Source organism: Novimethylophilus kurashikiensis (assembly GCF_003112435.1).
Taxonomy (GTDB): Bacteria; Pseudomonadota; Gammaproteobacteria; order Burkholderiales; family Methylophilaceae; genus Novimethylophilus; species Novimethylophilus kurashikiensis.
Window position 1 is genome coordinate 111,452 of the sequence record NZ_BDOQ01000002.1, and the last position, 24,279, is coordinate 135,730.

The window sequence follows — 24,279 nt, forward strand, 5'->3', positions numbered from 1 at the left end:
GATTGAAAAGATTTCGCCGGAACGATGCGTCCGTCCTCGGGTGGGTGCGGCTACCCCAATTTCCCGCACAAGGGGGCCATGAACAGCTGGGCGAACATGAACAGGAAGGCGATGGCGAACCCGGCGCTGGTGATGAGCCCTGTCATGGCGAGAAAGCGTGTGCGGCCTTCGCCGCGCTCGATCAGGTGATGGCCTTCGCCGAGATGTTCATTGCGCGAGCGCTGCCAGCATCCTGCGGCCATCCACACACCCCACAGCGTGATGAGAAATGTCGCCAACGCGATGGCGATGAAACCCGGATGGTCTGCTCGACTCAAGGCCGCCGCGCCCACTGACGATTTCATCAAGCACAACCGACTCGCCAGGTAATACTGCGCCAGCTCGTTTACGCCCCATGCCGCGGGTGCGGCCAGCAGGCCGAAGGCGAGGGCGCCGCCGCCCACCTTGTCGCGGTGCGGAGCGGGATGTGCCGGGGAGGCAGGGGAATTGGCGGCTGGGCTCATGATGAAAAATAGGGGGTGATGTAGAAAGTCGTAAACACGCACAGCCAGACGATATCGACGAAGTGCCAGTAAAGTGCGCCGATGGACACCGGCACATGGCGCTCTGCACTGAATCTGCGGCCGAACGCGGCCAGCAGCAGTACCGCCAGCACGATCAATCCGACCGCGACGTGCATCATGTGAAACCCGGTGGTGACGAAATAGCTGGAGGCGTAGGCGTGGTCGCCGAGGCGGAACGGCTTGTTGTGCCACTCCACGCCTTGCAGCGCCATGAACACGATGCCCATGAGCAGCGTGACCACCAGGCTCGCGACCAGCCGGCCATTCTTGCCGCGGCGGATGCCGGTCTCGCCCCAATGCAGTACAAAACTGCTAGCCAAGAGAAGGATCGTATTGGGCACGGCGATCTTGAGCTTGGGCAGTTCCGGTACCCACGGGCCGTGCACTTGCGAGCCGAGGTAGAAGTAGCTGAACAGCAGGTAGGCGAACAGCGCGGCTTCGGTGGCGATCAAACACTGCATGCCCCACCAGCCGGAGGCCGCCTTGCCGACGCTGCCAATGGGAAGCGGTTGGGCTATTTCCATCTCGGTGTCGTCATTCATCCGGGCGGTCTTAGCCATGCGGCACCTCCGCGGTTTGTCCCAGTTCGGTCCGCGGCCACAGCCATACGGCCGTCACCAGCAACAACAGTACGCTCGACAGTTCGAGGGAATGCCACCAGTGCATCAGTGCGGCCCAGGTCATCCAGGTGATCGCAAGCGAACATAGCAGCGGCACATAGCTGTCGCCGGGCATTTTCAAAATGGCCTCCGGTTCGCTGTCCAGCGTGCTGGTGCCGATGGTTTCGCGCCCCTGGTCGAGCAGCATGCCTTCGTGCAGTTTGGAACGTTCCGGGCCTTCGTCCAGGCGCTCTTCCCATAGCGGATGGCGCGTGGCGACATTGGGAATGGTCACGAAATTAAACGAAGGCGGCGGCGACGGCGTCAGCCATTCCAGCGATGGCGCATCCCAGGGATTCGGCCCGGCTACCCGCCCGCGTTTCAGGCTGACGACGACATTCACCACCAGCAGCAACACGCCGATGGCGAAGAGAAATGCGCCGATGCTGGTGATGAGGTTGGGCCACTCCCAGCCCAGGCCCGACGGATAGGTGTAGATGCGCCGCGGCATGCCCAGCAGGCCGGAAATGTGCATGGGGAAAAACGCCAGGTTGAAACCTACGAACATCACCCAGAAATTCCATTTGCCCAGCCGCTCGTCCATCAGCCTGCCGGTGAATTTGGGAAACCAGAAATACAGCCCGCCCACCACCGGGAACACGTTGATCCCCAGCAGCACGTAGTGCAGGTGAGCGACGATGAAGTAGGTGTCGGTGAGCTGCCAATCCAGCGGCACGGCGGCGGTCATGAATCCCGACACGCCGCCCAGCGTGAACAGGAATACGAAGCCGGCGAAGAAGTAGAACGGCGTCTTGAACACGGGGCGGCCGGTGAAGATGGTCGCGATCCAGGCAAACACCGCAACTGCGCTGGGGATGACGATCACCATGCTGGCCGCACTGAAGAACGACAGCGAAATCGGCGGCAATCCGGTGGCGAACATGTGGTGCACCCACACGCCGAACCCGATGAACATGGTGAGCACGGTGGAAAGCGCCACCACGGTATAGCCCACCAACGGTCGCCGACAGAACACGGGTAATCCGTCGGAAACGATGCCCATGGCCGGCAGCACGATGGCGTAGACCCAGGGATGGCCGAAGAACCAGAACAGGTGTTGCCACAGCAACGGATGTCCGCCGCCGTGCGGCTGGTAGAACTGGGTGCCGAACTGCCGGTCCATCCACAGCAGGAAGAAGGCCAGGCTCACCGCGGGCACTGCGAACAGGTTGCCGACGGAAGCCGTCAACGTGCCCCAGATGATGATGGGTACGCGGTTGATCGACATCCCCGGCGCCTTGGTACGCATGAAGGTGACGACGAAGTTGATCGCCCCGGCCGTGGTGGAGACGCCGAAGAACACCATGCCCAGCGCATAGATATCAATGCCCAGGCCGGGATCGTAAGCCCGTCCGGCATAGGGCACGTAATTGAACCAGCCCGCATCCGGCGTGTGCCCCACGAAAAAGCTCGCGTACAAGAAAATGCCGGAGAACAAGTACACCCAGTACGAAAACGCATTGAGTCGCGGAAACGCCATGTCGCGCGAGCCCAGGAGCAGCGGCCACAGGTAGTTGCTGAAGCCGGAAAGCACAGGCAGGGCGTAGAGAAAGATCATGGTCATGCCGTGCATGGTGAAGAGCTGGTTGTAGCGCTCGGGCGACAGCACCTGCATGTCCGGCCCGGCGAGCTGAATGCGCATGATCAACGCCTCGACGCCGCCCAGGACCAGAAATAGGAACGACGTCACCAGGTAGCGCAGGCCGATTTTCTTGTGGTCCACCGTTGATAGCCAGCCGCCCACGCCGGCTTCGGTTTTCCAGATTTCCTCCAGGCGTTCCGCGGTGCGCGAGCCGTATTGTTCCTTGACGACGGCAGGCACACGGCTAAAGGCGGAGGTATTCAAGGCGGGCTCCTATTTGAGGGTTTGCAAATAAGCCACGACGTCGTGCAGTTCTTCCGGCTGCAGGCCGACGGGCGGCATGCGCGTGCCGGGCTTCAATGCCTGGGGATTGAGAATCCACCCCGACAGGCCGCCGGCGTTGTTGGGCAATAGTCCGGCGGCGATGGTGCTGCGGCTCATCAGGTGGGTGAGGTCCGGCCCCAAGGCGCCGTGCGCTTGGGTCCCGCGCACCGTATGGCAAACGCTGCATCGGGCCTGGAACACAGCCGCGCCGGGTGCGGTGCTTTCATTCGCAGCAGCCAGCTGCGCAGTTTTCCAGGTGGTGAATTGTTCCTGAGGCTCGGCCACGACGTACAAAGCCATATGCGCGTGCTGCGCTCCGCAATACTCGCCGCATTGACCGCGGTAGACGCCGGGGCGGTCGGCCTGCAGCCATGTGTAGTTGGTCTGGCCGGGAATCACGTCGGTCTTGCCGCCGAGTTGCGGCACCCAGAACGAGTGGATGACGTCGGTGCTGACCAGCTTGAAACGCACGGGCTGGCCCACTGGGATATGCACCTCGTTGGCGGTGACGAATTCCTCGGACGGCACCGCGCCCGTATAAGTCGCGCCCCACCACCATTGATGGCCGTCGATCTCGACCTCGATCGGCGTTTTATTGGCAGGCGAGGCCACGGCCGAAAGCGTAAATGCAGTCCATACGGCGCAGGCCAGCAGTACCACCGTCGAGATGCCGACGCCGATGTAAATCCAGCGGATGCCGCCCGCCGGTTTTTCAACGGGCAATCGGCCCTCAGCGTCGGCAACCAGCGGCGGACGGCGGCGCAAAATGCCCATCAGTACGAGGGCGGCGATGATGACGCAGACAGCGATCGAGATGAGCATCAGGCCCCAGTTGAGACGCGTGACCGGGTCTCCCGCCGGACCGAAGGTCTGCAGATAGCTCATCGGCGTGGCGGCGCGGGCCCAGCCGGGCCATAGGACAAGCCATGCTGCGTGCCAGGGGCGCATCTCAGTGAGCCTTTCCCGTCTGCTTGGCGGGCGATGAGGCGTCGATCGGCTCGCTCGGGGATTGGCCGAGCGTGCGGATGTAGGTCACCAGCTTCCACAGCGCGTCGGGCGGCAGGGCTTTTTCGAACGAGGGCATGCCGTTGGGGCGGCCTTGGAGGATGCTGAGGTAGATCTGCCCGGGCTCGCCGCCATAGATCCAGTCCTTGTCGCCCAAGGGCGGCCCCATGCCGCCTCCGGCATCCTTGGCATGACATCCGGAGCAGTTCATGGCGTTGAACAACGACCGTCCCTCGGCGGCTGCGCTGGCGTTGCCTTCATACGGGTTTTTCAACTGATCTGGGGTCGCGGGGCGGGGGATATGCGTGCCGCCGACCTGCTGGTGCATGATTTGTTCGCTGCCAGGCAATTGCTGTGTCGCCGCCGGTGCCGCGGCCGCCGAGTCTGCAATTGCGATGCCTAAGATCAGAGCGCCGAGCCATGAAATATCCCGGCATGAAATGTGAAATGCACGCATGTCAGCTCCTTCATTTCAGACCAGCCGCGGGGACGTTATCGGCGTTATCCAGCAGTGGTACGCCGTACTGCCGCAGCAGGGCGTCGATATCGCCGCAGTGGCGTTCGAGTTCGGTATCCAGCCGCCGTTTGAGTGCCGTGTCGCCAGGCCGTACCCCCATGGCGATGGAAAACCGGAACGGCGGATCGCGCGGATCGTCAGCCAACGGAATGACCTCCAGCGGCACCGCGCTATGACTGGCGAAATAGCCGGCAAGCGGTCCCCAGGCAAGCGCCACGTCTACCTCACCATCGGCGACTGCCTCGATCAACCGTGCAGGCGGATTGGGTTCGCGGTAGTCGCCGAAGATGCTGTAGCCCAAGACGTTATTCACAATTCCACGCCTTGCAAGCGCCAGTACCGGCGGTGTGCTGTTGTCGCCGATGAGGTGAACGCCGATCTTGAGGGATTGAAGACGGGGGTCATCCAGGCTGGAGAGATTCAAGTTCCGGTCCTGGCGTGTGACCAGCACGTAGCCCGAGCGATAGTAGGCGCGGGTGGCGAGTACGTGGTCCGAAGCGGCCGGTAGTCCCATCACGATGTCGCAAGCCCCGGCGTTGAGGGTATTGCGAACGAAACCGCGGCGCTGTGCCCACCAGGTGTATTCGACGTGTTTGCCCAATGCCTGCGCCATCAATTCGGCCAGCCGGTTCTCAAACCCCCGGCCTTCCGCATTGGAAAACGGCATGTTGTTGGGGTCGGCGCAAACGCGCAGGGCAGCGCCTGTCGTATCGGCCTTAGCCGTGAGCGGCATCAGCCAACAGGTCGCCGCCAGCAGCGCTGCCATGAGCGCCAAGGCTGGCCAGGTGGCGCTCATGGGGTATTCCCCGGCAAAGCGAACACGTACAGCATGCCGCCCGGCGTGGTGTCGTTTGGCAGGTCTTTCATGGCGTTGACGAAGCCTAGGGCACCGTAGGGGATACGCGTGTCGAGATGACCGGAGACGACGGCCCCAGCCCAGCCGCCTACCCCGGAAAGCACGGCGATGTATTGCTTGCCGTCGGGGCCCTGAAAGGTAATGGGTTGACCGATGACGCCGGACCCGGCCTGGAATTTCCACAGCTCCTTGCCGGTCTTGGCATCCACCGCCTTGAACCAGCGGTCCATGGTGCCGTAGAAGACCACGTCACCCGCTGTGACCAGCGCACCGCTCCAGGCCGGGTAATGTTCCTTGATCGCCCATACTTCCTTGCCGGTCGCGGGATTCCAGGCGCTGAACACGCCGCCGTAATCCCCCGGGCCTTTCTTCATCGACACTTCCATGCCGACGTAGGGCGTACCTGCGATATAGCCGACCTCGGTCGAGGTCACGTCCATGCACAAGTGGTTGTGCGGAATGTAGAGCAGGCCGGTCTGAGGCGAAAAGGCACTAGGCTGCCAATCCTTGCCGCCGGGCGCTGCGGGACAAATGTCGTTGACGCGGATGCCGGTGTGCGGCTCCTTGCCGGGCGCGACGATGGGATGGCCGGTCTTGAGATCGACTTTCTGGATGCTTGTGGTGTAGACGAAGGGGTTGGCCGAGATGATCTCGCCGGTGGTGCGGTCGAGCACGTACAGGAAACCGTTGCGGTCGGGATGCAGCATCACCTTGCGCGGTTTGCCCTGGATGGTGAGGTCGACGAGGATGTGCTCGTTCACCCCATCATAGTCGTGCAGGTCGTGCGGGTTGTATTGCACGGCCCATTTCGCCATGCCGGTATCGGCGTCGCGGGCGAATACCGAGGAAGTCCACTTGTTGTCGCCGGGGCGCAAATCCGGGTTCCATGGGCCTGGGTTGGCGGTACCGTAGAAAATGAGATTGGTCGTCGGGTCGTAGGAAATCCAGCCCCACACCGTGCCCCCGCCGATCTGCCATTTGTCGGGCGGCCAGGTCTTGACGCCGAGATCCTTGCCGCGGTCGCTTTCGTAGTAAGGCTTGAAGTCTGCGCCAATCAGCACGTCTTTGTCCGGGCCAGTGCTGAACGCCTGCCACGCCTTGCTGCCGTCCTTGAGATTGAGCGCCGTCACCCAGCCGCGTACGCCCATTTCGCCGCCGCTGTTGCCGACGATGACCTTGTCCTTGACGATGAGCGGGGCCATGGTCATGGTCTGCCCGAGATTGATATCGCCCAGCTTGGTCTTCCAGATTTCCTTGCCGGTCTCGGCATCGACCGCCACCGTGTGGTTATCCAATGCGTTGAACACAATCTTGCCGTCCGCATAGGCCGCGCCGCGGTTCACTACGTCGCAGCAGGCGACGCCCTGTGCGGCGCGGGCCGGCTCGGGCTTGTAGGTCCACTTGAGCCTGCCGCCGGACTTGAGGTCGAGGGCGTAGAGATAATTGGGATAGGGCGTCACCACATACATGGTGTCGCCGACGACCAGCGGTGCGGCTTCGTGCCCGGTGGCCAAACCGGTAGAAAAGGTCCAGGCCAATTGCAGTTGTTTGACGTTGCCGGTGGTGATCTGGTTGAGACGGCTGAAGCGGGTGTTGGCGTAATCCTTGGCGGGCATGGGCCAGTCGCTGTCCTTGACTGGAGCGGCGAGCGCAACAGGCAGTGCGCATACGGTTAACAGACTCACTGCGATACGGGACACGAAGTTGGCGAGTTTCATGGCAATCCATTCCGCTTGCGACAATGAGGCGTATTTTTTTACATTGGTCCCATACTGTCTGTTGGCTAACGCTCCGTTGCGGTGCATTTTTTTCGAATGCAATCGACGAATTAAACCAATGCTGCGCTGGTCAAACGCTGGTCGAACTCATATCGCGCCCAGCCATGACTGCCCTCGATCTCGCACGCATCCAGTTCGGTTTTACCATTTCGTTCCACATCATCTTTCCCGCCATCACCATCGGGCTGGCGAGTTATCTCGCCGTGCTCGAAGCCTGCTGGCTCAAGACGCGCAAACCGGTCTACAACGATCTCTACCATTTCTGGCTCAAGATTTTCGCGGTCAATTTCGGCATGGGCGTGGTGTCGGGGCTGGTCATGTCCTACGAATTCGGCACCAACTGGAGCCGATTTTCCGACTATGCGGGCAGCGTGACAGGGCCGCTACTCACCTACGAGGTGCTCACCGCGTTCTTCCTGGAGGCCGGATTCCTCGGCGTGATGCTGTTCGGGCGGCACAAGGTGGGGGAGGGACTGCATTTCTTTTCGACCGTGATGGTGGCCTTGGGCACCTTGATCTCGACGACCTGGATCATCGCCTCCAACAGCTGGATGCAAACGCCGCAGGGCTATACCCTGGCCGACGGGCGGCTGATCCCGATGGATTGGCTGAGCGTGATTTTTAACCCGTCGTTTCCGTATCGTCTCGTGCACATGAGCATCGCGGCGTTTCTCTCCACTGCGCTGATCGTGGGCGCTGCGGCGGCCTGGCATCTGCTGCGTGGCAACGACAACGCCGCCGTACGCAAGATGCTGTCGATGGCGATGTGGATGATGCTCATCGTGGCGCCCATCCAAGCGTTCGTGGGCGACCTGCACGGCCTTAACACGCTGCATCACCAGCCCGCCAAGCTCGCCGCGATCGAGGGGCACTGGGAAAATACGGGCAGCGACGGCACGCCGTTGATCCTGTTCGGCTGGCCCGACATGGAGCGCGAAGCGACGCTGTATTCTGTCGAGGTGCCGCGCCTGGGCAGCCTCATCCTCACCCACAGCTGGGATGGCAAGATTCCCGCGCTCAAGGAATTCCCCAAGGCCGACCGGCCCAATTCCACCGTGGTGTTCTGGACCTTCCGCCTGATGGTGGGGCTGGGGTTCGCCATGATCGCCCTCGGGTTGTGGAGCGCCTGGCTGCGCTGGCGGGGCGAGCTGTTTACGAGCAGGCCGTTCCTCAATGTGGCGCTGGTCATGGGGCCGATGGGTATCGTTTCTATCTTGGCAGGCTGGATTACCACGGAAATGGGTCGCCAGCCCTGGGTAGTGTACGGATTGATGCGCACGGCCGATGGCGTCTCGCGCCATAGCGTGTTGGAACTCAGCATTTCGCTGGTGCTGTTCGTGCTGATTTACTTCGCCGTGTTCGGCGCAGGCATCGGTTATCTGATTCGCTTGATGCGCATCGGGCCGGTGTTGAACGAGCCGCGCGAGGTGGATGCCGGCGGTCCGGGGCAAGGTCGCCATGCCATGCGGCCGATGTCAGCCGTCACCGAGTCGGCGGATGCACTTGACCCCTCAAGGAGCAGCTAAGGAGCTAACCATGGATCTTCCGTTCATCTGGGCCGCCGTCATTCTTTTCGCCGTGCTGATGTACGTCATCATGGACGGTTTCGACCTGGGTCTCGGCATCCTGTACCCGTGGTTTCCCGCCAAGGAAGACCGCGACGTCGTCATGAACACGGTGGCCCCGGTGTGGGACGGCAACGAAACCTGGCTGGTGCTGGGCGGAGCAGGCTTGCTGGCGGCCTTTCCGCTAGCGTATTCAGTGGTGCTGAGCGCGTTTTACCTGCCGCTGATTTTCATGCTGATCGGGTTGATTTTTCGCGGCGTGGCGTTCGAGTTCCGCTTCAAGGCGCACGAGCACGAGCGGCATTTCTGGGACAAGGCCTTCATCGGCGGTTCGATTGCGGCGACGTTTTTCCAGGGCGTGGTGCTGGGAGCCTATGAGCAAGGGATTCCCGTGGTCGAGCGCATGTATGCCGGGTCGGCCTGGGCCTGGGTGACGCCGTTTTCGCTGTTTACGGGGCTGGCGCTGCTGGTGGCCTACGCGCTGCTCGGCAGCACCTGGCTCATCATGAAGACCGAAGGCAGCGTGCAGGAACAAGCCTATCGGCTGACCAAAAAATTGGTTTGGGGGTTGCTGGCGGCGATCGTGATCGTGTGCGTGTGGACGCCGCTCATGAATCCCGGCATCGCCCAGCGCTGGTTCGCGTATCCCAATATCCTCTACGCAGCGCCTGTGCCCATCCTCACTGTCGTCAGCGCCGCCTTGCTGCTGCTCGCGGTGGCCAAACGCTCGCATGCCGCGCCTTTCCTATTCACCCTGGCGCTGGTGATCCTCAACTACGTCGGTTTCGGCATCAGCCTGTGGCCTAACATCATCCCGCCCAATATCTCCATCTGGGATGCCTCTTCTCCGCCGCAGAGCCAGGGTTTCACGCTGGTAGGTGCGCTGGTCATCATCCCGCTGGTGCTGGCATATACGTTGTGGGGCTACTACGTGTTCCGGGGCAAGGTGAAGCACGGCGAGGGCTATCACTAGATGACGCAAGGGTTGAAGCGACTGGGGTGGCTGGTGCTGATTTGGGGATTGAGTGTGTGCGCGCTGAGTGTTTTGGCTTATGGCTTGCGGCTAGCCATGCGGGTGGTGGGGCTGGCTGGGTAGCAGGAAATGTAGCGCAGGGGAGGCCGCCTGCGCTACAGATATGGGCTCGTAAATTGGTTATTTCGAGCAGCGTAATTTGGCCTTGAGCGTATCGCCCACCTTGTAGTCCTTGAGCGTCTCCGCTGAAGCCTGGAATACGTGGGTGGTGCCGTCGCTGCCTTTGACGGTGATCTTGTTGCTGGAAGCGTCGATCTTGGTGACGGTGCCTTCGAGCTGCTGCGGACTGCCAGCCTTGGAGCAATCCTTGTTTTCGTCGCCCGCGAAAGACGGCACGGCCAAGGCGAGCATGGCGGCTGCCAGGCAGGAAATGCATGCATGCTTGTTCATACGGTTCTCCTTCACTTCGTAATGTCGTAGATTGCGCCGGCCGCAGCGCCGATGCCGGTGCCGATCAGCGCGCCTTTCCCGGCGCCGTAGCCGGTCCCGGCCCCTACCGCTGCGCCCGCACCCGCGCCGACCGCGGCACCCTTCATGGTGTTGCAGCCGGTCGTGACTAGCGTGAGCGCAAGCAGGGCGGGGAGGGCGACTGTCCTCAATGATCTTGGCGTGTTCATGGTGATCTCCTCATGACGTTGTGTTTCCTTGTTACGCCGATTCGTCGCCAACGTCTGCGGCCTGCCGCACAAGGTCAGGCGTTGGGATGCAGCACCACTTTGGTCCAGCCCATGTCGCGGCGGTCGAAGTGCTGGTAGGCATTGGGCGCCTCGTCCAGGGTCAGCCGGTGCGAGACGATGAACGACGGCTTGGCCTTGCCGTGCTCGATCAGCTCGCACAAATGGCGGTTGTAGGCTTTGACGTTGGTCTGGCCCGAACCCATGCGCAAGCCCTTGGTGAAAAACATCCCCATGTCGAAGGCGATCTCGCCTTCTTTTTCCAGCGCGTCCGTCGCGTTGGGGTCTTGCGGGGTGAAAACGCCCACCACGCCCAAGGCGCCAGTCGCTTTGACCGATTGCACCAGCCGGTTCATGGTGAGGTTGGGGATTTCATGGTTGTGGTGGTCGTGGCACTGGAAGCCTACGCATTCGCAGCCCTTGTCGGCGCCTTTGCCCTGGGTGAACTCCATCACGGCCTCGACCGGGTCGGTCCTGGAATAATCGATGGCGATGGCGCCTATTTTCTCGGCCAGGGCGAGGCGATCCGGATGATGATCCACCACCATGACCTGATCGGCACCGCGCAGCATGGAAGAATAGGCCGCCATGAGGCCGACCGGCCCCGCGCCGTACACCAGCACCGATTCGCCCGGCTGCACGTCGGCGAGTTCGGTGGCGTGATAACCGGTGGGAAAGATGTCCGACAGCATGACGTAGTCTTCTTCGTGTTCCTCCGCACCTTCCGGCAGCACCAGGCAGTTGAAATCGCCATAGGGCACGCGCAGTAATTCGGCTTGGCCGCCGTTGTATGGCCCCATCTCGGCATAGCCGTAGGCGCCGCCTGCATGGCCGGGGTTCACGGTGAGGCAAAAACCGGTGTAGCCGCGCTCGCAGTTTTCGCAATACCCGCAGCTGATGTTGAACGGCAGGCACACGCGATCGCCGACCTTCACCCGTTCTACCTCTTTGCCGACTTCGATCACCACGCCGAGGTTTTCATGCCCCAGTACCTTGCCCTGTTCGACGCTGGTGCGCCCTTCGTACATGTGCAGGTCGGAGCCGCAGATATTGGTGGTGGTGATCTTGACCAATACGTCGGTGGGCTTCTCGATTTTTGCGTCGGGAACGTTGACGATCTTGACTTGCTTCGGGCCTTCATAAACCAGCGCTTTCATGGTAAATCCTCCATGCATGAGGTTGAGAATATTAATTAAATCAATTGCTTGAGTGCGGTAAGCTTAAGGGCATGGAAGCCTGGTGTATGTGCGTAGGAGAACGCTGTCGAACAATGGAATGATTGAGACTTAACGAGAAGCCGCCGTGGACTACAGTCAGTAGACTTGTCAGGATAGGCTGACTCATTTATACAGGTAGCTAAGAGGCATTTTCCGATATCGGCCGCGAGGACCCCATGCAGAAAACAGTTCTCAACGAATCCCACCGCAAGCTGGGCGCCCATATGGTCGATTTCGGCGGTTGGGAAATGCCGCTGCACTACGGCTCGCAAATCGAGGAGCACCACGCCGTGCGGCGCGACTGCGGCATGTTCGACGTCTCGCACATGTGTGCCGTAGATATCGTCGGCGACGAGAGTCACACCTTTTTGCGCGGTCTGCTGGCCAACGATGTCCAGAAGCTGAAGCTGCCGGGCAAGGCGCTTTACAGCGTCATGCTGAACGACAACGGCGGCGTGGTGGACGATTTGATCGTCTATCGCCTCGATGACACGCATTTCCGTCTGGTCGTCAATGCCGCCACGACCGAAAAAGACCTGGCCTGGATGGTCGACCGGCTGGAGGCATGGAAGATGAATGCCACGGTCGCGCCGCGCCGCGACCTCGCCATGCTGGCCGTGCAAGGGCCGAACGCTCGCGAGCGCGTTTGGCAAGCCATACCCGATCTCAAGTCCGCCACCCGCGATATGCCGCCGTTCTTCGGTCGGCAGGTCGGCGATGTATTCGTCGGACGCACCGGCTACACGGGGGAAGACGGCTTCGAAATCAGCCTACCTGCCGTACAGGTAGCGCCGCTATGGGAGAGATTGCTGGCGCTGGGCGTGGCGCCTTGCGGATTGGGGGCACGGGATACCTTGCGCCTGGAGGCCGGCATGAGTCTTTACGGCCAGGACATGGATGAAGCGACGTCGCCGCTGGATGCGGGGCTCGCCTGGACGGTAGATATCAACGACCCACGCGATTTTGTCGGCAAGGCGGCGCTGCAACGACGCGGTCAAACCTGGCTATTCGCGGGGTTGGTGCTGCTGGAGCGCGGCGTGTTGCGAGCCCATCAAAAAGTCGAGACAGCGCACGGCATGGGGCTGGTAACCAGCGGCACGTTTTCACCCACGATGCAGCGGGCCATCGGCTTGGCGCGCTTGCCTCCCGGGGTGACTTTTGGCAATACTGTGCGCGTCGAAATCCGCGATCGCCTGTTCGAGGCCCGCGTCGTCAAGCCGCCTTTCGTGCGCCATGGAACAATACTGGTCTGAAACCATTGGAGATTTTTATGAATATTCCCGCCGAACTTCGCTATGCCGCCACCCACGAATGGGTGCGCCAGGAAAGCGACGGCAACCTGACCGTCGGCATCACCGATCACGCGCAAGAGCAATTGGGCGACTTGGTATTTATCGAGTTGCCGCAGGTCGGCAAGGCCTATGGTGCCGGGCAGCAGATTGCCGTGGTGGAGTCGGTGAAGGCGGCATCGGACATTTATGCGCCGGTGGCGGGCACCGTGGTCGAGGTCAACCAGGCCGCGGCCGATGCGCCGGAAAGCGTCAACGACGGGGCTTTCACTGCCTGGCTGTTCCGCATCAAGCCTGACAACGCGGCGGACGTGCAGACGCTGCTGGACGCCGAGGGGTATCGCAAGTCGGTGGAAGGCTAAGGCTTCTTTGCGTTTCAATTTCAGTCGTTGCAGGAGAGGTTGGGAAATGTAACCCCCAGTTCACGTTGAAAGGCTTCACGTTGACAGAAAGACGCGCCATGCCAGACCGCTTGCCGCTTGAATCGCTTGAACAAAAAGACGCCTTCATCGCCCGGCACATCGGACCGCGCGATGAAGAAGTCGAGCAAATGCTTGAGGTGGTGGGGACGGCCAGCCTCGACGACCTGATTGCCCAGACCATTCCTGCCGACATCCGCCGTACCGACGAACTGCCGCTCCCCGGCCCGAAGCCTGAACATGAAGCCCTGGCGGCGCTCAAAGCTCTGGCCGCCAAGAACCTTGTCCAGAAATCCCTCATCGGCATGGGCTATGCCGATACCATCACCCCCGCCGTCATCCAGCGCAACCTGCTTGAAAACCCCGGCTGGTATACCGCCTACACGCCGTATCAGGCGGAAATCTCGCAAGGTCGGCTGGAGGCGCTGCTCAATTTTCAGCAACTCATCATCGATTTGACAGGGCTGCCGCTCGCCAATGCCTCGTTGCTGGATGAAGCAACGGCAGCCGCCGAAGCCATGGCGATGGCGCGTCGCTTGAGCCAATCGGCGTCGAACAAGTTCTTCGTCGATGAAAACTGCTTTCCGCAAACCATCGACGTGTTGAAAACCCGCGCCGGGTTTTTCGGCTTCGAACTGCTGTTCGGCAAGGCGCAACAGGCGGGCGAGCGGGCAGTGTTCGGGGCCTTGCTGCAATACCCGGACGACCGCGGTGAGGCGGCCGACCTTTCGCCCCATATTGCCGCCGTCCAGATGCAAGGCGGCATCGCCGCGGTGGCGGCCGACCTCATGGCGCTGGTGCTGCTCAAGTCGCCGGGAGCCATGGGGGCAGATATCGCCCTGGGGTCGGCCCAGCGCTTCGGCGTACCCATGGGGTTCGGCGGTCCGCATGCCGCTTTTTTTGCCACACGCGACGAGCACAAGCGCAGCGTTCCGGGACGCATCATCGGCGTGTCGCAGGATAGCCGCGGCAAACCGGCGTTGCGCATGGCCTTGCAGACGCGGGAGCAGCACATCCGCCGTGAAAAGGCCAATTCCAACATCTGTACGTCGCAAGTTTTGTTGGCCAACATGGCCTCAATGTACGCGGTCTACCACGGCCCCAAGGGCTTGAAGACCATTGCGGAGCGTATCCATCGCCTGACCAGCATCCTGGCGCTGGGATTGCAGCGGGGCGGGGTGAAGGTACTGTCGCAGCGCTATTTCGATACGTTGCGCGTGGAGTTCGGTCCGCGGGCAGAAAGCGTCTATCTGGCGGCTCTTAACGCGGGCTACAACCTGCGATGCGTTTCGCCCAGTGTCCTTGGAATCGCGCTTAACGAGAAAACCACGCGTAGCGACATCGCGACCTTGCTGATTCTGCTGACCGGGCAATCGCCCGCGATCGCGGCACTGGATGCCGAGGCGAAAAGCCCGCTCGACGGCCTGCGGCGCGAGGACCACATACTCACCCATCCTGTCTTCAACACCCATCATTCCGAACACCAGATGCTGCGCTACCTGCGCAAGTTGCAAGACCGCGACCTGGCGCTGGACCGGAGCATGATCCCGCTCGGCTCGTGCACCATGAAGCTCAATGCGACCAGCGAGATGCTGCCGATTTCGTGGCCCGAGTTTGCCGATATGCATCCCTTTGCGCCGCTGGAGCAGGCGGCGGGCACCCTGGAGATGATCTACGGGCTGGAAAACATGCTCAAGGCCGTCACCGGCTTCGACGGTATCTGCATGCAGCCGAATTCCGGCGCGCAGGGGGAATATGCCGGGCTGGTGGCGATTCGCCGCTACCAGGCGTCCATCGGGCAGGGGCGACGTGACGTATGCTTGATCCCGACCTCGGCCCATGGCACCAACCCGGCCAGTGCCCGGATGTGCGGACTGGACGTGGTGGCAATCGCTTGCGACGCCCGCGGCAATGTGGATGTGGCCGACCTCGAAGCCAAGGCCAGCGCACATGCCGAGCGTTTGTCCTGCCTGATGGTGACTTACCCATCGACCCACGGCGTGTTCGAGCCTCGCATTCGCGAGATATGCGAACTCGTGCATCGCCACGGCGGGCAGGTGTATATGGACGGTGCCAACCTCAACGCCATGGTCGGGCTTGCCAGTCCGGCGTACATTGGCGCGGACGTCAGTCATATCAATCTACACAAGACTTTTTGCATCCCGCACGGTGGCGGTGGGCCGGGCATGGGGCCAATCGGGCTCAAACGACATTTGCTACCTTTCATCCCCGACCATCCCCTGCAACCAGTGGGGCCGGAGGATCGGCTGCATAAAGGACTCAGCGCGATTTCCGCGGCACCCTGGGGTTCAGCTTCCATCCTGCCGATCTCGTGGATGTACATCACGCTGATGGGTGCTCGCGGGCTGAAACGCGCTTCCGAAATCGCCATCCTCAACGCCAACTACATCGCCGTGCGGCTTAAAGACGATTACCCGCTGCTCTACACCGGCGAACAGGGCAGGGTGGCGCACGAGTGTATCCTCGATATGCGGCCCATCAAGGCCGCGACGGGAATTACCGAAACCGACATTGCCAAGCGGCTAATGGACTACGGATTTCACGCCCCCACGGTGAGTTTTCCTGTCCCCGGCACGCTCATGGTCGAACCGACGGAATCCGAGGCGCGCGACGAACTCGACCGTTTCATTGCGGCGATGCATTCGATTCGCGAGGAAATCCGTCAGGTGGAGCGCGGCGTGTGGAAAGCGGAGGAAAGCCCGTTACGCCTAGCGCCCCATACTCAGGCCGATCTGGCGGAAGAACTGTGGTCTCGGCCTTATTCGCGGGCTGCGGCGGCCTTTCCCTCAGCCTGGGTGGCAGAAAACAAATTCTGGCCGAGCGTGAACCGCATTGACGAAGTGTATGGCGACCGGCATGTGTTTTGTGTGTGTCTGCCGATGGAGCCCTCATCCTCTTCCTGATCTTGTGTGTCGGAATATTCGAGGTGCGACCCTATCGATTGCATCTTTAGTGGTAGGGAATTCCTTAGTGCCGGTAGGCCTTGAGATGCAGTATTGGCCTAGGAATATTCGGAGTTCGCTGATTGTATATGCCGGGCCGGTTTTGCGATCATCCCGTACGCGGTAGTTAATATGAAGAGGCGAGAATTTGGAATCGCCCTAGTCCTTTGAGGCCGTACGTGTAGCTGGGCGTCAGCCCGGTTGTAAGCAATAACCTTCGTTGCGTCGGCTTGTTCAATGCCAGGTGATCAGGCATCGATCAGCCAACTCTAGAGCCAGCTTCGCATGATGCAAACCCCTTCCTCCTCCCCGGTTCCAGATCTAGAACAGGCGTTTTATCGTCATGTGGCCGAGGACGTTAATGCGCCGGCTTTTTTCGTCGCCGATCCCGACGATGATTTTCGCCTTGCTCATGTCAGCGCTTCATGCGGCCGCTACGGCGTCCAAGCTGTTGCCCCGGGCATGCCTTTGGCGCAGTGGATTTCTATTCCGGATACATCACAACTGGCGGGCGTATGGCGACAACTTGCCGAGACTGCCGAGGTGAAAATTGAAACAGAGGGTTTGTTCGATGGGCAGCAAAGCCTTATCGCACTCCGCTTGAGCCGTTGGGAATACGGTGGTCGGTATCTGCTGGCAGGGCATGTGCAGCGGGTCGACGATGTTCGGCGGGCACATGATCAAGCGCTGGCCGAACTGCGCCGACGCGAGCAATACCAACGGACCTTGCTCGATAATTCTCCCTACTTCGTCTGGCTCAAGGACGAGCAAAGTCGTTTGCTGGCAGCCAACACCCAGTATGCACGGGTGGCGGGGGTTGCCGATACGCGCGATCTTGAAGGCAAGACCGATTTCCATTTCTTTCCCCGCGAGCTTGCCGAAAAATACGTCGCTGACGATCGCGAAGTCATGGCGAGCGGCCAGTCGAAGAACGTCGAAGAAGAATATTGCGACGAGCATGGTGTGCGGCACTGGATGGAAACCTGGAAGTCTCCGCTAGTCGTGGACGGCAAGGTGGTAGGTACGGTTGGCTGCTCGCGTGACATTACGGAACGCAAGGTCTATGAGGCCGCCATTCAGGCGCGTCTGGATCTGGAGCAGCAATATTCGCTCATGGCAGCGAACCTGCCGGGGTTCCTCTACATCTGCCGAGTCGGCATGGATGGCCATCTGCAGTTCCTTCATGCCAGTGTCGGCGTCCAGGCGTTATGCGGCCTCGCGCCGGAGGCTGTTATCGCGGCAGGCAACAATATTCTCGAACTGGTTCATGGCGAAGACCGCGAGATATTGCAAGGCGTCATCCTCGACTCGGCCGAGAAGCTTACGCCGTTGAATGTTGAATTCCGCATCCTGCATCCGGAGAAAGGCGTACGTTGGTTGCACGCCAAGTCGACGCATGCCCGACAGCCGGATGGCGATGTTTTAGGCTACGGCATGATGCTGGATATCAATGAGCGCAAGCAGGACGAACAGCGTTTGCGCATCAAGAGCCTTGCCTTGTCCGAAGCTCAGCGTATCGCCCGGCTAGGCAGCTGGACGCTGGATTTGACCGACCGCCGCTTGACCTGGTCGGACGAGGTCTACCGCATTTTCGAGATCGATCCGGTGCGCTTTAGTGCTAGCGACCAGGATTTCTTCAGATGGGTGCACCCGGACGACCGGAATGCGGTGCAACAGGCTTTCGACCAATCATTGAACACCCGTAAGCCTTACCAGATCGAACACCGCCTGCTGATGTCGGATGGACGGATCAAATACGTGCTGGAACGCGGCGAACATCACTACGGGCCAGACGGTAATCCACTCTCGACGCACGGGACCGTGCTCGATATCACGGAACGCAAAGAGGCGGAACAAGCCTTGCGCGAACGCGAGGCTTTCCTCGATACGCTGCTCGATACCTTGCCGCTGCCTGTGTTCTACAAGGATCGCGCTGGCCGCTACCTCGGTTTCAACCGGGCTTACGAAGAATTTTTCAGTGCGAGCAAGGCAGTGCTGCTGGGCAAAACGGTATTTGACATCAGCCCGCAAGAGCTTGCTGAGGTCTATGCCGCCAAGGATCGCGCGCTGTTTGCGCAAGGCGGCTTGCAACAATACGAATCCCAGGTCAGGAATGCCGATGGCCAATTGCGCGACGTGGTTTTCAACAAGGCGGTCTTCCGCGATGTCCATGGCGATGTGGCAGGGTTGATCGGCACCATACTCGATATTACCGAGCGCAAGCAGTCGGAAAACCAGTTGAAGCAGGTGGTCGAGATACTGGAACAATCCGTCGACTTCATCGGCAGCGCCAGTATCGACGGTCGTTTGCAGTACCACAATCGCGCCGCGAGGCGCATGCTCGGCTTGGCCGAAGATGCTGATCTAACGGGCTTGAGAATTTCCGACGTTCATCCTGATTGGGCCCATCAGATTCTTGTGGAACAAGCGCTGCCAGCCCTTCACGAGCATGGCGTATGGCGTGGCGAAACTGCGTTGCGCCATAAGAATGGGCATGAAATTCCTGTATCGCAGCTATTGGTGTTGCACCGTGATACAGGCGGCAAGCCGTTGTACTACTCCACCATCATGACCGATATCAGCGCTCGCAAGCGGGTGGAAGGCGTACTGGAGTTTATTGCGCAGGGCGGCTGGGAGAAGGATGTCGAATCGTTCCTCCAAGCGCTGATGCGCTATCTAGGCCAAACGCTCGGCGTGGCCTATGTGCTGGTCGATAAACTTTCCGGGGATGCGAGCATCGCTGAAACCTTGGCGCTGTACGCCAAGGGCGACCTGTTGCCCAACATGCAATACAGCCTCAAGGATACCCCGTGCAGCAATGTGATGGATGGGCTTGCGTGCTGCTACCCGCAGGGTGTGCAGCAACTCTTCCCCGATGATCGCTTGCTGGTGGACATGGAGGCGGAGAGCTATGCCGGCCAGCCGTTGATGGATTCCACGGGGCAAGTGATCGGCTTGATCGCCGTGATGGACGACAAGCCGATACAGGATATCGCCGCGATCGGCGCTATTCTGCGCATGGTGGCGCCCCGGGTCGCGGCTGAGATCGAGCGTGATCGTGCAGAACGCGCAATTGAGGCATCGCATCAGTTCTTGCAGCAAATCATCGATACTGTGGCCGATCCGGTGTTCGTCAAGGATAGACAGCACCGTTGGCTGTTGCTGAACGATGCCATGTGCAGTTTCATGGGTGTCTCACGCGAAGGCTTACTGGGTAAATCGGATTACGAGTTCTTCCCGTCTGAACAAGCCGATGTGTTCTGGGCCAAGGACGAGGAAGTGTTCGTCAGCGGAACACCCAACATCAACGAGGAGTCGTTCACCGACGCCGCGGGTCTCACCCATACGATCCTGACCACCAAGAGCTGCTTTAAAGATGCGCAGGGCGAGTCCATCCTGGTGGGTACCATCAAGGACATTACTGCACTCAAGCAAACACAGTTCGATCTGGAAAATACCACTTACCGCCTGCGCAGCGTGCTCCAAACTATTCCCGATTATGTATGGATGAAGAATGTCGATGGGGTGTACCTCGCATGCAACCATGCATTTGAGCGGTTTTTCGGCGTTGCTGAAGCCGAGATTGTCGGCAAGTCCGATTACGATTACGTCCCCACCGAATTGGCCGATTTCTTCCGCCAGAAAGATAAGGAAGCTATTGATGCAGGCGCAGTGCGTATCAATGAGGAATGGGTGACGCTGGCCAGCGATGGCAGTCATATCCTGCTCGAAACGCGTAAGGTTCCGGTCCAGGACGCCGCTGGGAATGTCATCGGGGTGCTGGGCATCGGCCGGGATATTACCGAGCGTAAGCAGAGCGAAGAAAAGCTGGAACTGCTGCGCCTCGCTCTCGACAACGTCAAGGAAACCGTCATGCTGGTTGATGAGTCGGCGCGACTGGTCTATGTCAACGAGCATACCTGCCGGACGCTCGGGTATACCCGTGAAGAATTAATGAATATGTCGGTGCCGGATTTCAATCTGGATTATCGTCAGGATGCTTGGTCTAGCCATTGGCGAGACCTTCAACGCCATGGGGTGCTGACCTTCGAAAGTAGCCACCGGAATCGCGCTGGTCATGTCTCTCCAATCGAGATTGTATCCAGCTACTTCGAAGCCAATGAACACTGCTATACCCTTGCGCTGGTGCGTGATATTACCGAACGCAAGCGGCAGGAAGCACGTTTTGCCTTGCAGGATTATGCGCTGAACCAGATCAACGAAGGCTTGTTCTTGCTGGATGAGGAAGCCCGGTTCGTGCAGGTCAACGAGGAGTCCTGCCGTGCGCTGGGTTATTCACGGGAAGAACTGTTGACGATGAGCGTGTTCGACATCGACCCGGACTACCAGCCGGAGCATTGGCAAACATCCAGGATGCATGAGAAGCCTGGAATGACTGCAACATTGGAAAGTCGGCACAGAACTAGGGGTGGCTGTCTCATTGATGTAGAAGTCAAATCCACGGCGATAGTCTACGAAGGCCGTAGCTACCATTTATGCCTGGTGCGTGACATTACCGAGCGCAAACAGCGCGATGAAGAACTCAAGTTGCTCGAATACGCACTCGATCATATTGGCGAAGGTTTTTACCTGATCGACGAAAATGCCGAATTTGTCAGGGTCAATGCAGAAACTTGCCGAGCGCTGGGATATACGCATGACGAATTACTAGGGATGCGGGTATTCGATATCGATCCTGATTTCACTCCCGAAGACTGGCAGCAGTTGATGGTTGGTTTCAAAAATGGTTTGGCATCCAAAACCATCCAGACACGTATCAAGACCAAGGATGGACTTACGTTCGCGGCAGAAGTCAATGCCAATCCATTCTCCTACCAGGGTAGAAACTACAACCTGGCCTTGGTACGCGACATCACCGAACGCAAGCGGGTCGAGGCTCGCCTGGCATTGCAGGACAAGGCGCTCAATCAGGTGGGTGAAGCCATTTACCTGATCGCAGAGGATGCCAGTATTCTCCAGGTCAACCAAGGCGCCAGCAGGATGCTGGGATACGCGCAGGAAGAACTTCTTACCATGCGTATCCCCGACATTGATCCCTTGTACAACGAGGCCGTATGGCCCGAGCATTGGGCGGACTTGCATCGCAGGGGAACGATCACGCTGGAGACGCTGCATCGTTGCAGGACGGGAGAAATTATCTCGGTGGAGGTGAATGCAAACATGGTCGAGTATGAGGGCCAGCGTCTTAATTTTGCCCTTATACGCGACATCACCGAGCGCAAGCTCGCCCAGCAGGCCTTGGCCGAGCGCGAGCGCGAGTTGCGTACCCTGACGGACAATCTGCCTGATCCGATTTTCCGCTACGACAGGGAGGGGCGCCGTATTTATGTAAACCCGGCAGTGGAGCGCTTATCGAACAAATCTGCGGCCGAATTGCTGGGCGCGAGCCCGAAAGACGCCTCATTGGTGGGCAAGGGTGAATCGGAAAAATTGATGGCTGCGATCCGGCATGTCCTCAATACCGGCGAACCGTCCGAGACGGAAGTCATTTACATCGGGCCTGACGGTCGCGAGCAATACTTCTTCAATTTATACGTGCCGGAGCGGGATACAGACGGGAGCATCACTGGTGTCTTGTCGATCGGCCGTAATATCACACCTCGCAAATTGGCGGAGCGGGCATTAATGCAGCGTGAGCGGGAGCTCAGCACATTGGTGGAAAATCTGCCGACCTATGTCGTTCGCCTGGATCGCAGGCTACGTCATGTGTATGCCAATTCCGCTTACATGTCGGCTGTAGGCATTGCCGAAGATCGGTTGTACGGTTTGCATGTGAGCACTTTCTGGCGTGCCGAGAATATTACCGTTGACGAGTATGTCACCACGCTCACCCGCGTCCTCGAAACCGGAGTGCAGGAGGAAGTGACGCTCGAATGGAGAAGCGAGCGCGGGCGTTTTTACAGCCATATGGTGCGTGTGGCGCCTGAGCTCGATGCAGCGGGGCAGGTATTGGGCCTGCTGGTGCTGGGATTCGATATCACTGCGCAACGGCGCGAACAGTTGCTCGATGCCGAACGCCAACGCGTCTTCGAAGCGATGGCACATGGCGGAGATTTGGCCCAGGTGCTGGCACAGGTGGCGGGATACATCGACGCTTCGGGACGCGGCATGCGCGCATCCATCATGCTGCTTGACGAAAGCGGCACGCGGCTCAAGAGCGTCGCAGCTCCCACGCTGCCGGAAGTCGTCGCTCTGGGCGAAATCGACCTCAGCCAGCATAAAGGATGCTGCGCTGTGGCTGCCTCGCGTGGGGAACGGATATCTTCCGATCGAACCTGCCATCATGCCGGGGCGATGTGTACCGTATTCAGCCAGGACCAGGATTTGCGCGGCTGCTGGTCAGAGCCTATCAAGGCTGCATCGGGTCGGATGCTCGGCGTAGTCACGGTCTATCTGCAACAACTCGGCGAGCCGCAGGCCTCCGATATGGAACTGCTGCGCGAGGCAGCCAACCTTTGTGCGATTGCTATCGAGCGTAAGCACATCGAGGAACAAATGCAGCGGCATGCCAGTTACGATAGCCTAACCGGCCTGCCTAACCGCCGCCTGTTCAGGCAACGGTTGCATGAGGAAGTCATGCGAGCCGAGCGTTTGTCAGAGGGTATTGCACTGCTCTTCATCGATCTTGATCATTTCAAGGAGGTCAACGACAGCCTCGGTCACGAGTTCGGCGACCAATTGCTAATCGAGGCAGCGAAGCGCATTCAAGCTTGCGTACGCGAGTCCGATACCGTGGCTCGCCTGGGCGGGGATGAGTTTGTCGTCGTCCTGACGCAGGTGGATGAAGTCTCCGCCTTGGGCCATCTCGCCCAGACCATGGTCGATAAGCTATCACAGCCGTTCTGCCTGGATGCTCATGTTGTGTACGTTTCCGCCAGTATCGGGATCGCCGGCTATCCCCTGGATGCACAGGACGCCGAGAGCCTGGTTAGCTGCGCCGACCATGCCATGTATGCCGCCAAGAATGACGGGCGAAACACTTTCAGCTTCTTTACCGCCGCAATCCAGCAACAAGTGCATTCCCGATTGCAACTCGCCGGCGATCTGCGCGAAGCCATGGATAAAGGCCAGTTGCAGGTGCATTACCAGCCTATCGTGGATATCGCGACGGGTGAAGTGCTCAAGGCAGAAGCCTTGCTGCGATGGCAGCACCCGACGCGCGGGATGGTCTCGCCTGATGTCTTTATTCCCGTCGCCGAGGAGCACGGATTGATCCACGACATCGGCGATTGGGTCTTCCGTCAGGCGGTGATGCTTGCCAAGGAATGGAACGCTGCGGCATGTGTCGGCACGGCTTCGACCTTGCGACAGGTAAGTGTGAACCTTTCACCGCGCCAGTTCGCCAAGGGACGCATCGACAAGGTCTGGCTCGAGCATATCGAGTCGCTTAACGTCGATCCCCGCAGCATTGCGATTGAAATCACTGAGGGACTGCTGCTCGACGATCGCATGGATATCATGGAGAAACTGGCACGATTCGGCATGGCCGGCATGCAGGTGGCGCTCGACGATTTCGGCACCGGCTACTCGGCCATGGCCTATCTCAAGAAATTTCCCATCGATTACCTCAAGATCGACCGCTCTTTCGTTCGCGATATCGAAACCGATCCCAACGACCGCGCGATTGCCGAGGCCATCGTGGTGATGGCTAGCAAGCTGGGACTCAAGGTCATCGCGGAGGGGGTGGAAAACGAAGGGCAGCGCTGCATTTTGGATGCTGTTGGATGTGAATACGTGCAAGGCTACCTCTATGCCAAGCCCATGCCGGTCGAGCAATTCATGGAGTTCGTGCAAGCAAGTTAATAACGGAAGTA

17 protein-coding genes are annotated in these 24,279 nt (G+C 59.8%); 7 read left to right on the plus strand and 10 right to left on the minus strand.

Features of this window, described 5'->3' with window-relative positions; genetic code table 11:
- Positions 1 to 50: 50 nt before the first annotated feature.
- The 7 genes from NMK_RS01830 to NMK_RS01860 are packed head-to-tail and all read right to left on the minus strand — an operon-like array spanning position 51 to position 7,224.
- On the minus strand, positions 51 to 503 hold the full coding sequence (locus NMK_RS01830) for a hypothetical protein (protein WP_109014060.1): 453 nt from the start codon (positions 501 to 503) through the stop codon (positions 51 to 53).
- Entirely contained in the window at positions 500 to 1,123 is a 624-nt protein-coding gene (locus NMK_RS01835) for a cytochrome c oxidase subunit 3 (RefSeq protein ID WP_109014061.1), read from the minus strand. Before NMK_RS01835 ends, NMK_RS01830 begins: the two co-directional genes overlap by 4 nt.
- Positions 1,116 to 3,068, minus strand: a complete 1,953-nt coding sequence (gene ctaD, locus NMK_RS01840) for a cytochrome c oxidase subunit I (protein ID WP_109014062.1) — start codon at positions 3,066 to 3,068, stop codon at positions 1,116 to 1,118. The genes NMK_RS01835 and ctaD overlap by 8 nt, the downstream gene beginning before the upstream one ends.
- Positions 3,069 to 3,077: 9 nt before the next feature.
- Entirely contained in the window at positions 3,078 to 4,076 is a 999-nt protein-coding gene (coxB, locus tag NMK_RS01845) for a cytochrome c oxidase subunit II (protein WP_306419332.1), read from the minus strand.
- Position 4,077: 1 nt separating this feature from the next.
- On the minus strand, positions 4,078 to 4,590 hold the full coding sequence (locus tag NMK_RS01850; protein ID WP_109014063.1) for a c-type cytochrome: 513 nt from the start codon (positions 4,588 to 4,590) through the stop codon (positions 4,078 to 4,080).
- Positions 4,591 to 4,600: 10 nt separating this feature from the next.
- Positions 4,601 to 5,446 (minus strand): substrate-binding domain-containing protein, encoded by an 846-nt coding sequence (locus NMK_RS01855; RefSeq protein WP_227871316.1) that lies wholly within the window; start codon positions 5,444 to 5,446, stop codon positions 4,601 to 4,603.
- The gene (locus tag NMK_RS01860) at positions 5,443 to 7,224 is read right to left on the minus strand and encodes a methanol/ethanol family PQQ-dependent dehydrogenase (protein ID WP_109014377.1); all 1,782 of its coding nucleotides are present in this window, start codon (positions 7,222 to 7,224) and stop codon (positions 5,443 to 5,445) included. Before NMK_RS01860 ends, NMK_RS01855 begins: the two co-directional genes overlap by 4 nt.
- A gap of 164 nt (positions 7,225 to 7,388) precedes the next feature.
- Between NMK_RS01860 and NMK_RS01865 the strand changes: the two genes are divergently transcribed.
- The 3 genes from NMK_RS01865 to NMK_RS01875 are packed head-to-tail and all read left to right on the plus strand — an operon-like array spanning position 7,389 to position 9,945.
- Entirely contained in the window at positions 7,389 to 8,810 is a 1,422-nt protein-coding gene (locus tag NMK_RS01865) for a cytochrome ubiquinol oxidase subunit I (protein WP_109014378.1), read from the plus strand.
- A 10-nt stretch (positions 8,811 to 8,820) separates the two neighbouring features.
- A complete protein-coding gene (gene cydB / locus NMK_RS01870; protein ID WP_227871318.1) occupies positions 8,821 to 9,822 on the plus strand; it encodes a cytochrome d ubiquinol oxidase subunit II in 1,002 nt (333 codons plus the stop codon).
- A complete protein-coding gene (locus tag NMK_RS01875; RefSeq protein WP_109014065.1) occupies positions 9,823 to 9,945 on the plus strand; it encodes a DUF2474 domain-containing protein in 123 nt (40 codons plus the stop codon). It begins immediately after the preceding gene.
- A 57-nt stretch (positions 9,946 to 10,002) separates the two neighbouring features.
- Here NMK_RS01875 and NMK_RS01880 read toward each other — a convergent pair whose 3' ends face one another.
- The 3 genes from NMK_RS01880 to NMK_RS01890 are packed head-to-tail and all read right to left on the minus strand — an operon-like array spanning position 10,003 to position 11,713.
- Positions 10,003 to 10,272, minus strand: a complete 270-nt coding sequence (locus NMK_RS01880) for a hypothetical protein (protein WP_109014066.1) — start codon at positions 10,270 to 10,272, stop codon at positions 10,003 to 10,005.
- Positions 10,273 to 10,283: 11 nt separating this feature from the next.
- A complete protein-coding gene (locus tag NMK_RS01885) occupies positions 10,284 to 10,550 on the minus strand; it encodes a YMGG-like glycine zipper-containing protein (RefSeq protein WP_227871320.1) in 267 nt (88 codons plus the stop codon).
- A 23-nt stretch (positions 10,551 to 10,573) separates the two neighbouring features.
- Positions 10,574 to 11,713, minus strand: coding sequence for a glutathione-independent formaldehyde dehydrogenase (locus NMK_RS01890; protein WP_109014068.1), 1,140 nt, complete (start codon positions 11,711 to 11,713; stop codon positions 10,574 to 10,576).
- A 236-nt stretch (positions 11,714 to 11,949) separates the two neighbouring features.
- Here NMK_RS01890 and gcvT point away from each other — a divergent pair, with 236 nt between their 5' ends.
- The 4 genes from gcvT (at position 11,950) to NMK_RS01910 (ending at position 24,268) form a co-directional block, all read left to right on the plus strand.
- The gene (gcvT, locus tag NMK_RS01895) at positions 11,950 to 13,026 is read left to right on the plus strand and encodes a glycine cleavage system aminomethyltransferase GcvT (protein ID WP_109014069.1); all 1,077 of its coding nucleotides are present in this window, start codon (positions 11,950 to 11,952) and stop codon (positions 13,024 to 13,026) included.
- 17 nt (positions 13,027 to 13,043) lie between these two features.
- Positions 13,044 to 13,424 carry a glycine cleavage system protein GcvH gene (gcvH, locus tag NMK_RS01900; RefSeq protein WP_109014070.1) on the plus strand — a complete coding sequence of 127 codons (381 nt, stop codon included), beginning with the start codon at positions 13,044 to 13,046 and terminating at the stop codon, positions 13,422 to 13,424.
- 80 nt (positions 13,425 to 13,504) lie between these two features.
- Positions 13,505 to 16,405: an aminomethyl-transferring glycine dehydrogenase gene (gcvP, locus tag NMK_RS01905; protein WP_370848362.1), complete on the plus strand. Its 2,901-nt coding sequence runs from the start codon at positions 13,505 to 13,507 to the stop codon at positions 16,403 to 16,405.
- A gap of 324 nt (positions 16,406 to 16,729) precedes the next feature.
- Entirely contained in the window at positions 16,730 to 24,268 is a 7,539-nt protein-coding gene (locus NMK_RS01910) for a PAS domain S-box protein (protein WP_109014071.1), read from the plus strand.
- Positions 24,269 to 24,279 lie beyond the last annotated feature (11 nt).

What these genes read in the sequence shown, in the direction of transcription:
- coxB (WP_306419332.1), bottom strand. Translation starts at nt 4,076, where the DNA reads ATGCGCCCCTGGCACGCAGCATGGCTTGTCCTATGGCCCGGCTGGGCC.
- NMK_RS01835 (WP_109014061.1), bottom strand. Translation starts at nt 1,123, where the DNA reads ATGGCTAAGACCGCCCGGATGAATGACGACACCGAGATGGAAATAGCC.
- NMK_RS01880 (WP_109014066.1), bottom strand. Translation starts at nt 10,272, where the DNA reads ATGAACAAGCATGCATGCATTTCCTGCCTGGCAGCCGCCATGCTCGCC.
- NMK_RS01830 (WP_109014060.1), bottom strand. Translation starts at nt 503, where the DNA reads ATGAGCCCAGCCGCCAATTCCCCTGCCTCCCCGGCACATCCCGCTCCG.
- NMK_RS01855 (WP_227871316.1), bottom strand. Translation starts at nt 5,446, where the DNA reads ATGAGCGCCACCTGGCCAGCCTTGGCGCTCATGGCAGCGCTGCTGGCG.
- gcvT (WP_109014069.1), top strand. Translation starts at nt 11,950, where the DNA reads ATGCAGAAAACAGTTCTCAACGAATCCCACCGCAAGCTGGGCGCCCAT.
- gcvH (WP_109014070.1), top strand. Translation starts at nt 13,044, where the DNA reads ATGAATATTCCCGCCGAACTTCGCTATGCCGCCACCCACGAATGGGTG.
- NMK_RS01850 (WP_109014063.1), bottom strand. Translation starts at nt 4,590, where the DNA reads ATGCGTGCATTTCACATTTCATGCCGGGATATTTCATGGCTCGGCGCT.
- NMK_RS01860 (WP_109014377.1), bottom strand. Translation starts at nt 7,224, where the DNA reads ATGAAACTCGCCAACTTCGTGTCCCGTATCGCAGTGAGTCTGTTAACC.
- NMK_RS01910 (WP_109014071.1), top strand. Translation starts at nt 16,730, where the DNA reads ATGATGCAAACCCCTTCCTCCTCCCCGGTTCCAGATCTAGAACAGGCG.
- NMK_RS01890 (WP_109014068.1), bottom strand. Translation starts at nt 11,713, where the DNA reads ATGAAAGCGCTGGTTTATGAAGGCCCGAAGCAAGTCAAGATCGTCAAC.
- NMK_RS01875 (WP_109014065.1), top strand. Translation starts at nt 9,823, where the DNA reads ATGACGCAAGGGTTGAAGCGACTGGGGTGGCTGGTGCTGATTTGGGGA.
- NMK_RS01865 (WP_109014378.1), top strand. Translation starts at nt 7,389, where the DNA reads ATGACTGCCCTCGATCTCGCACGCATCCAGTTCGGTTTTACCATTTCG.
- cydB (WP_227871318.1), top strand. Translation starts at nt 8,821, where the DNA reads ATGGATCTTCCGTTCATCTGGGCCGCCGTCATTCTTTTCGCCGTGCTG.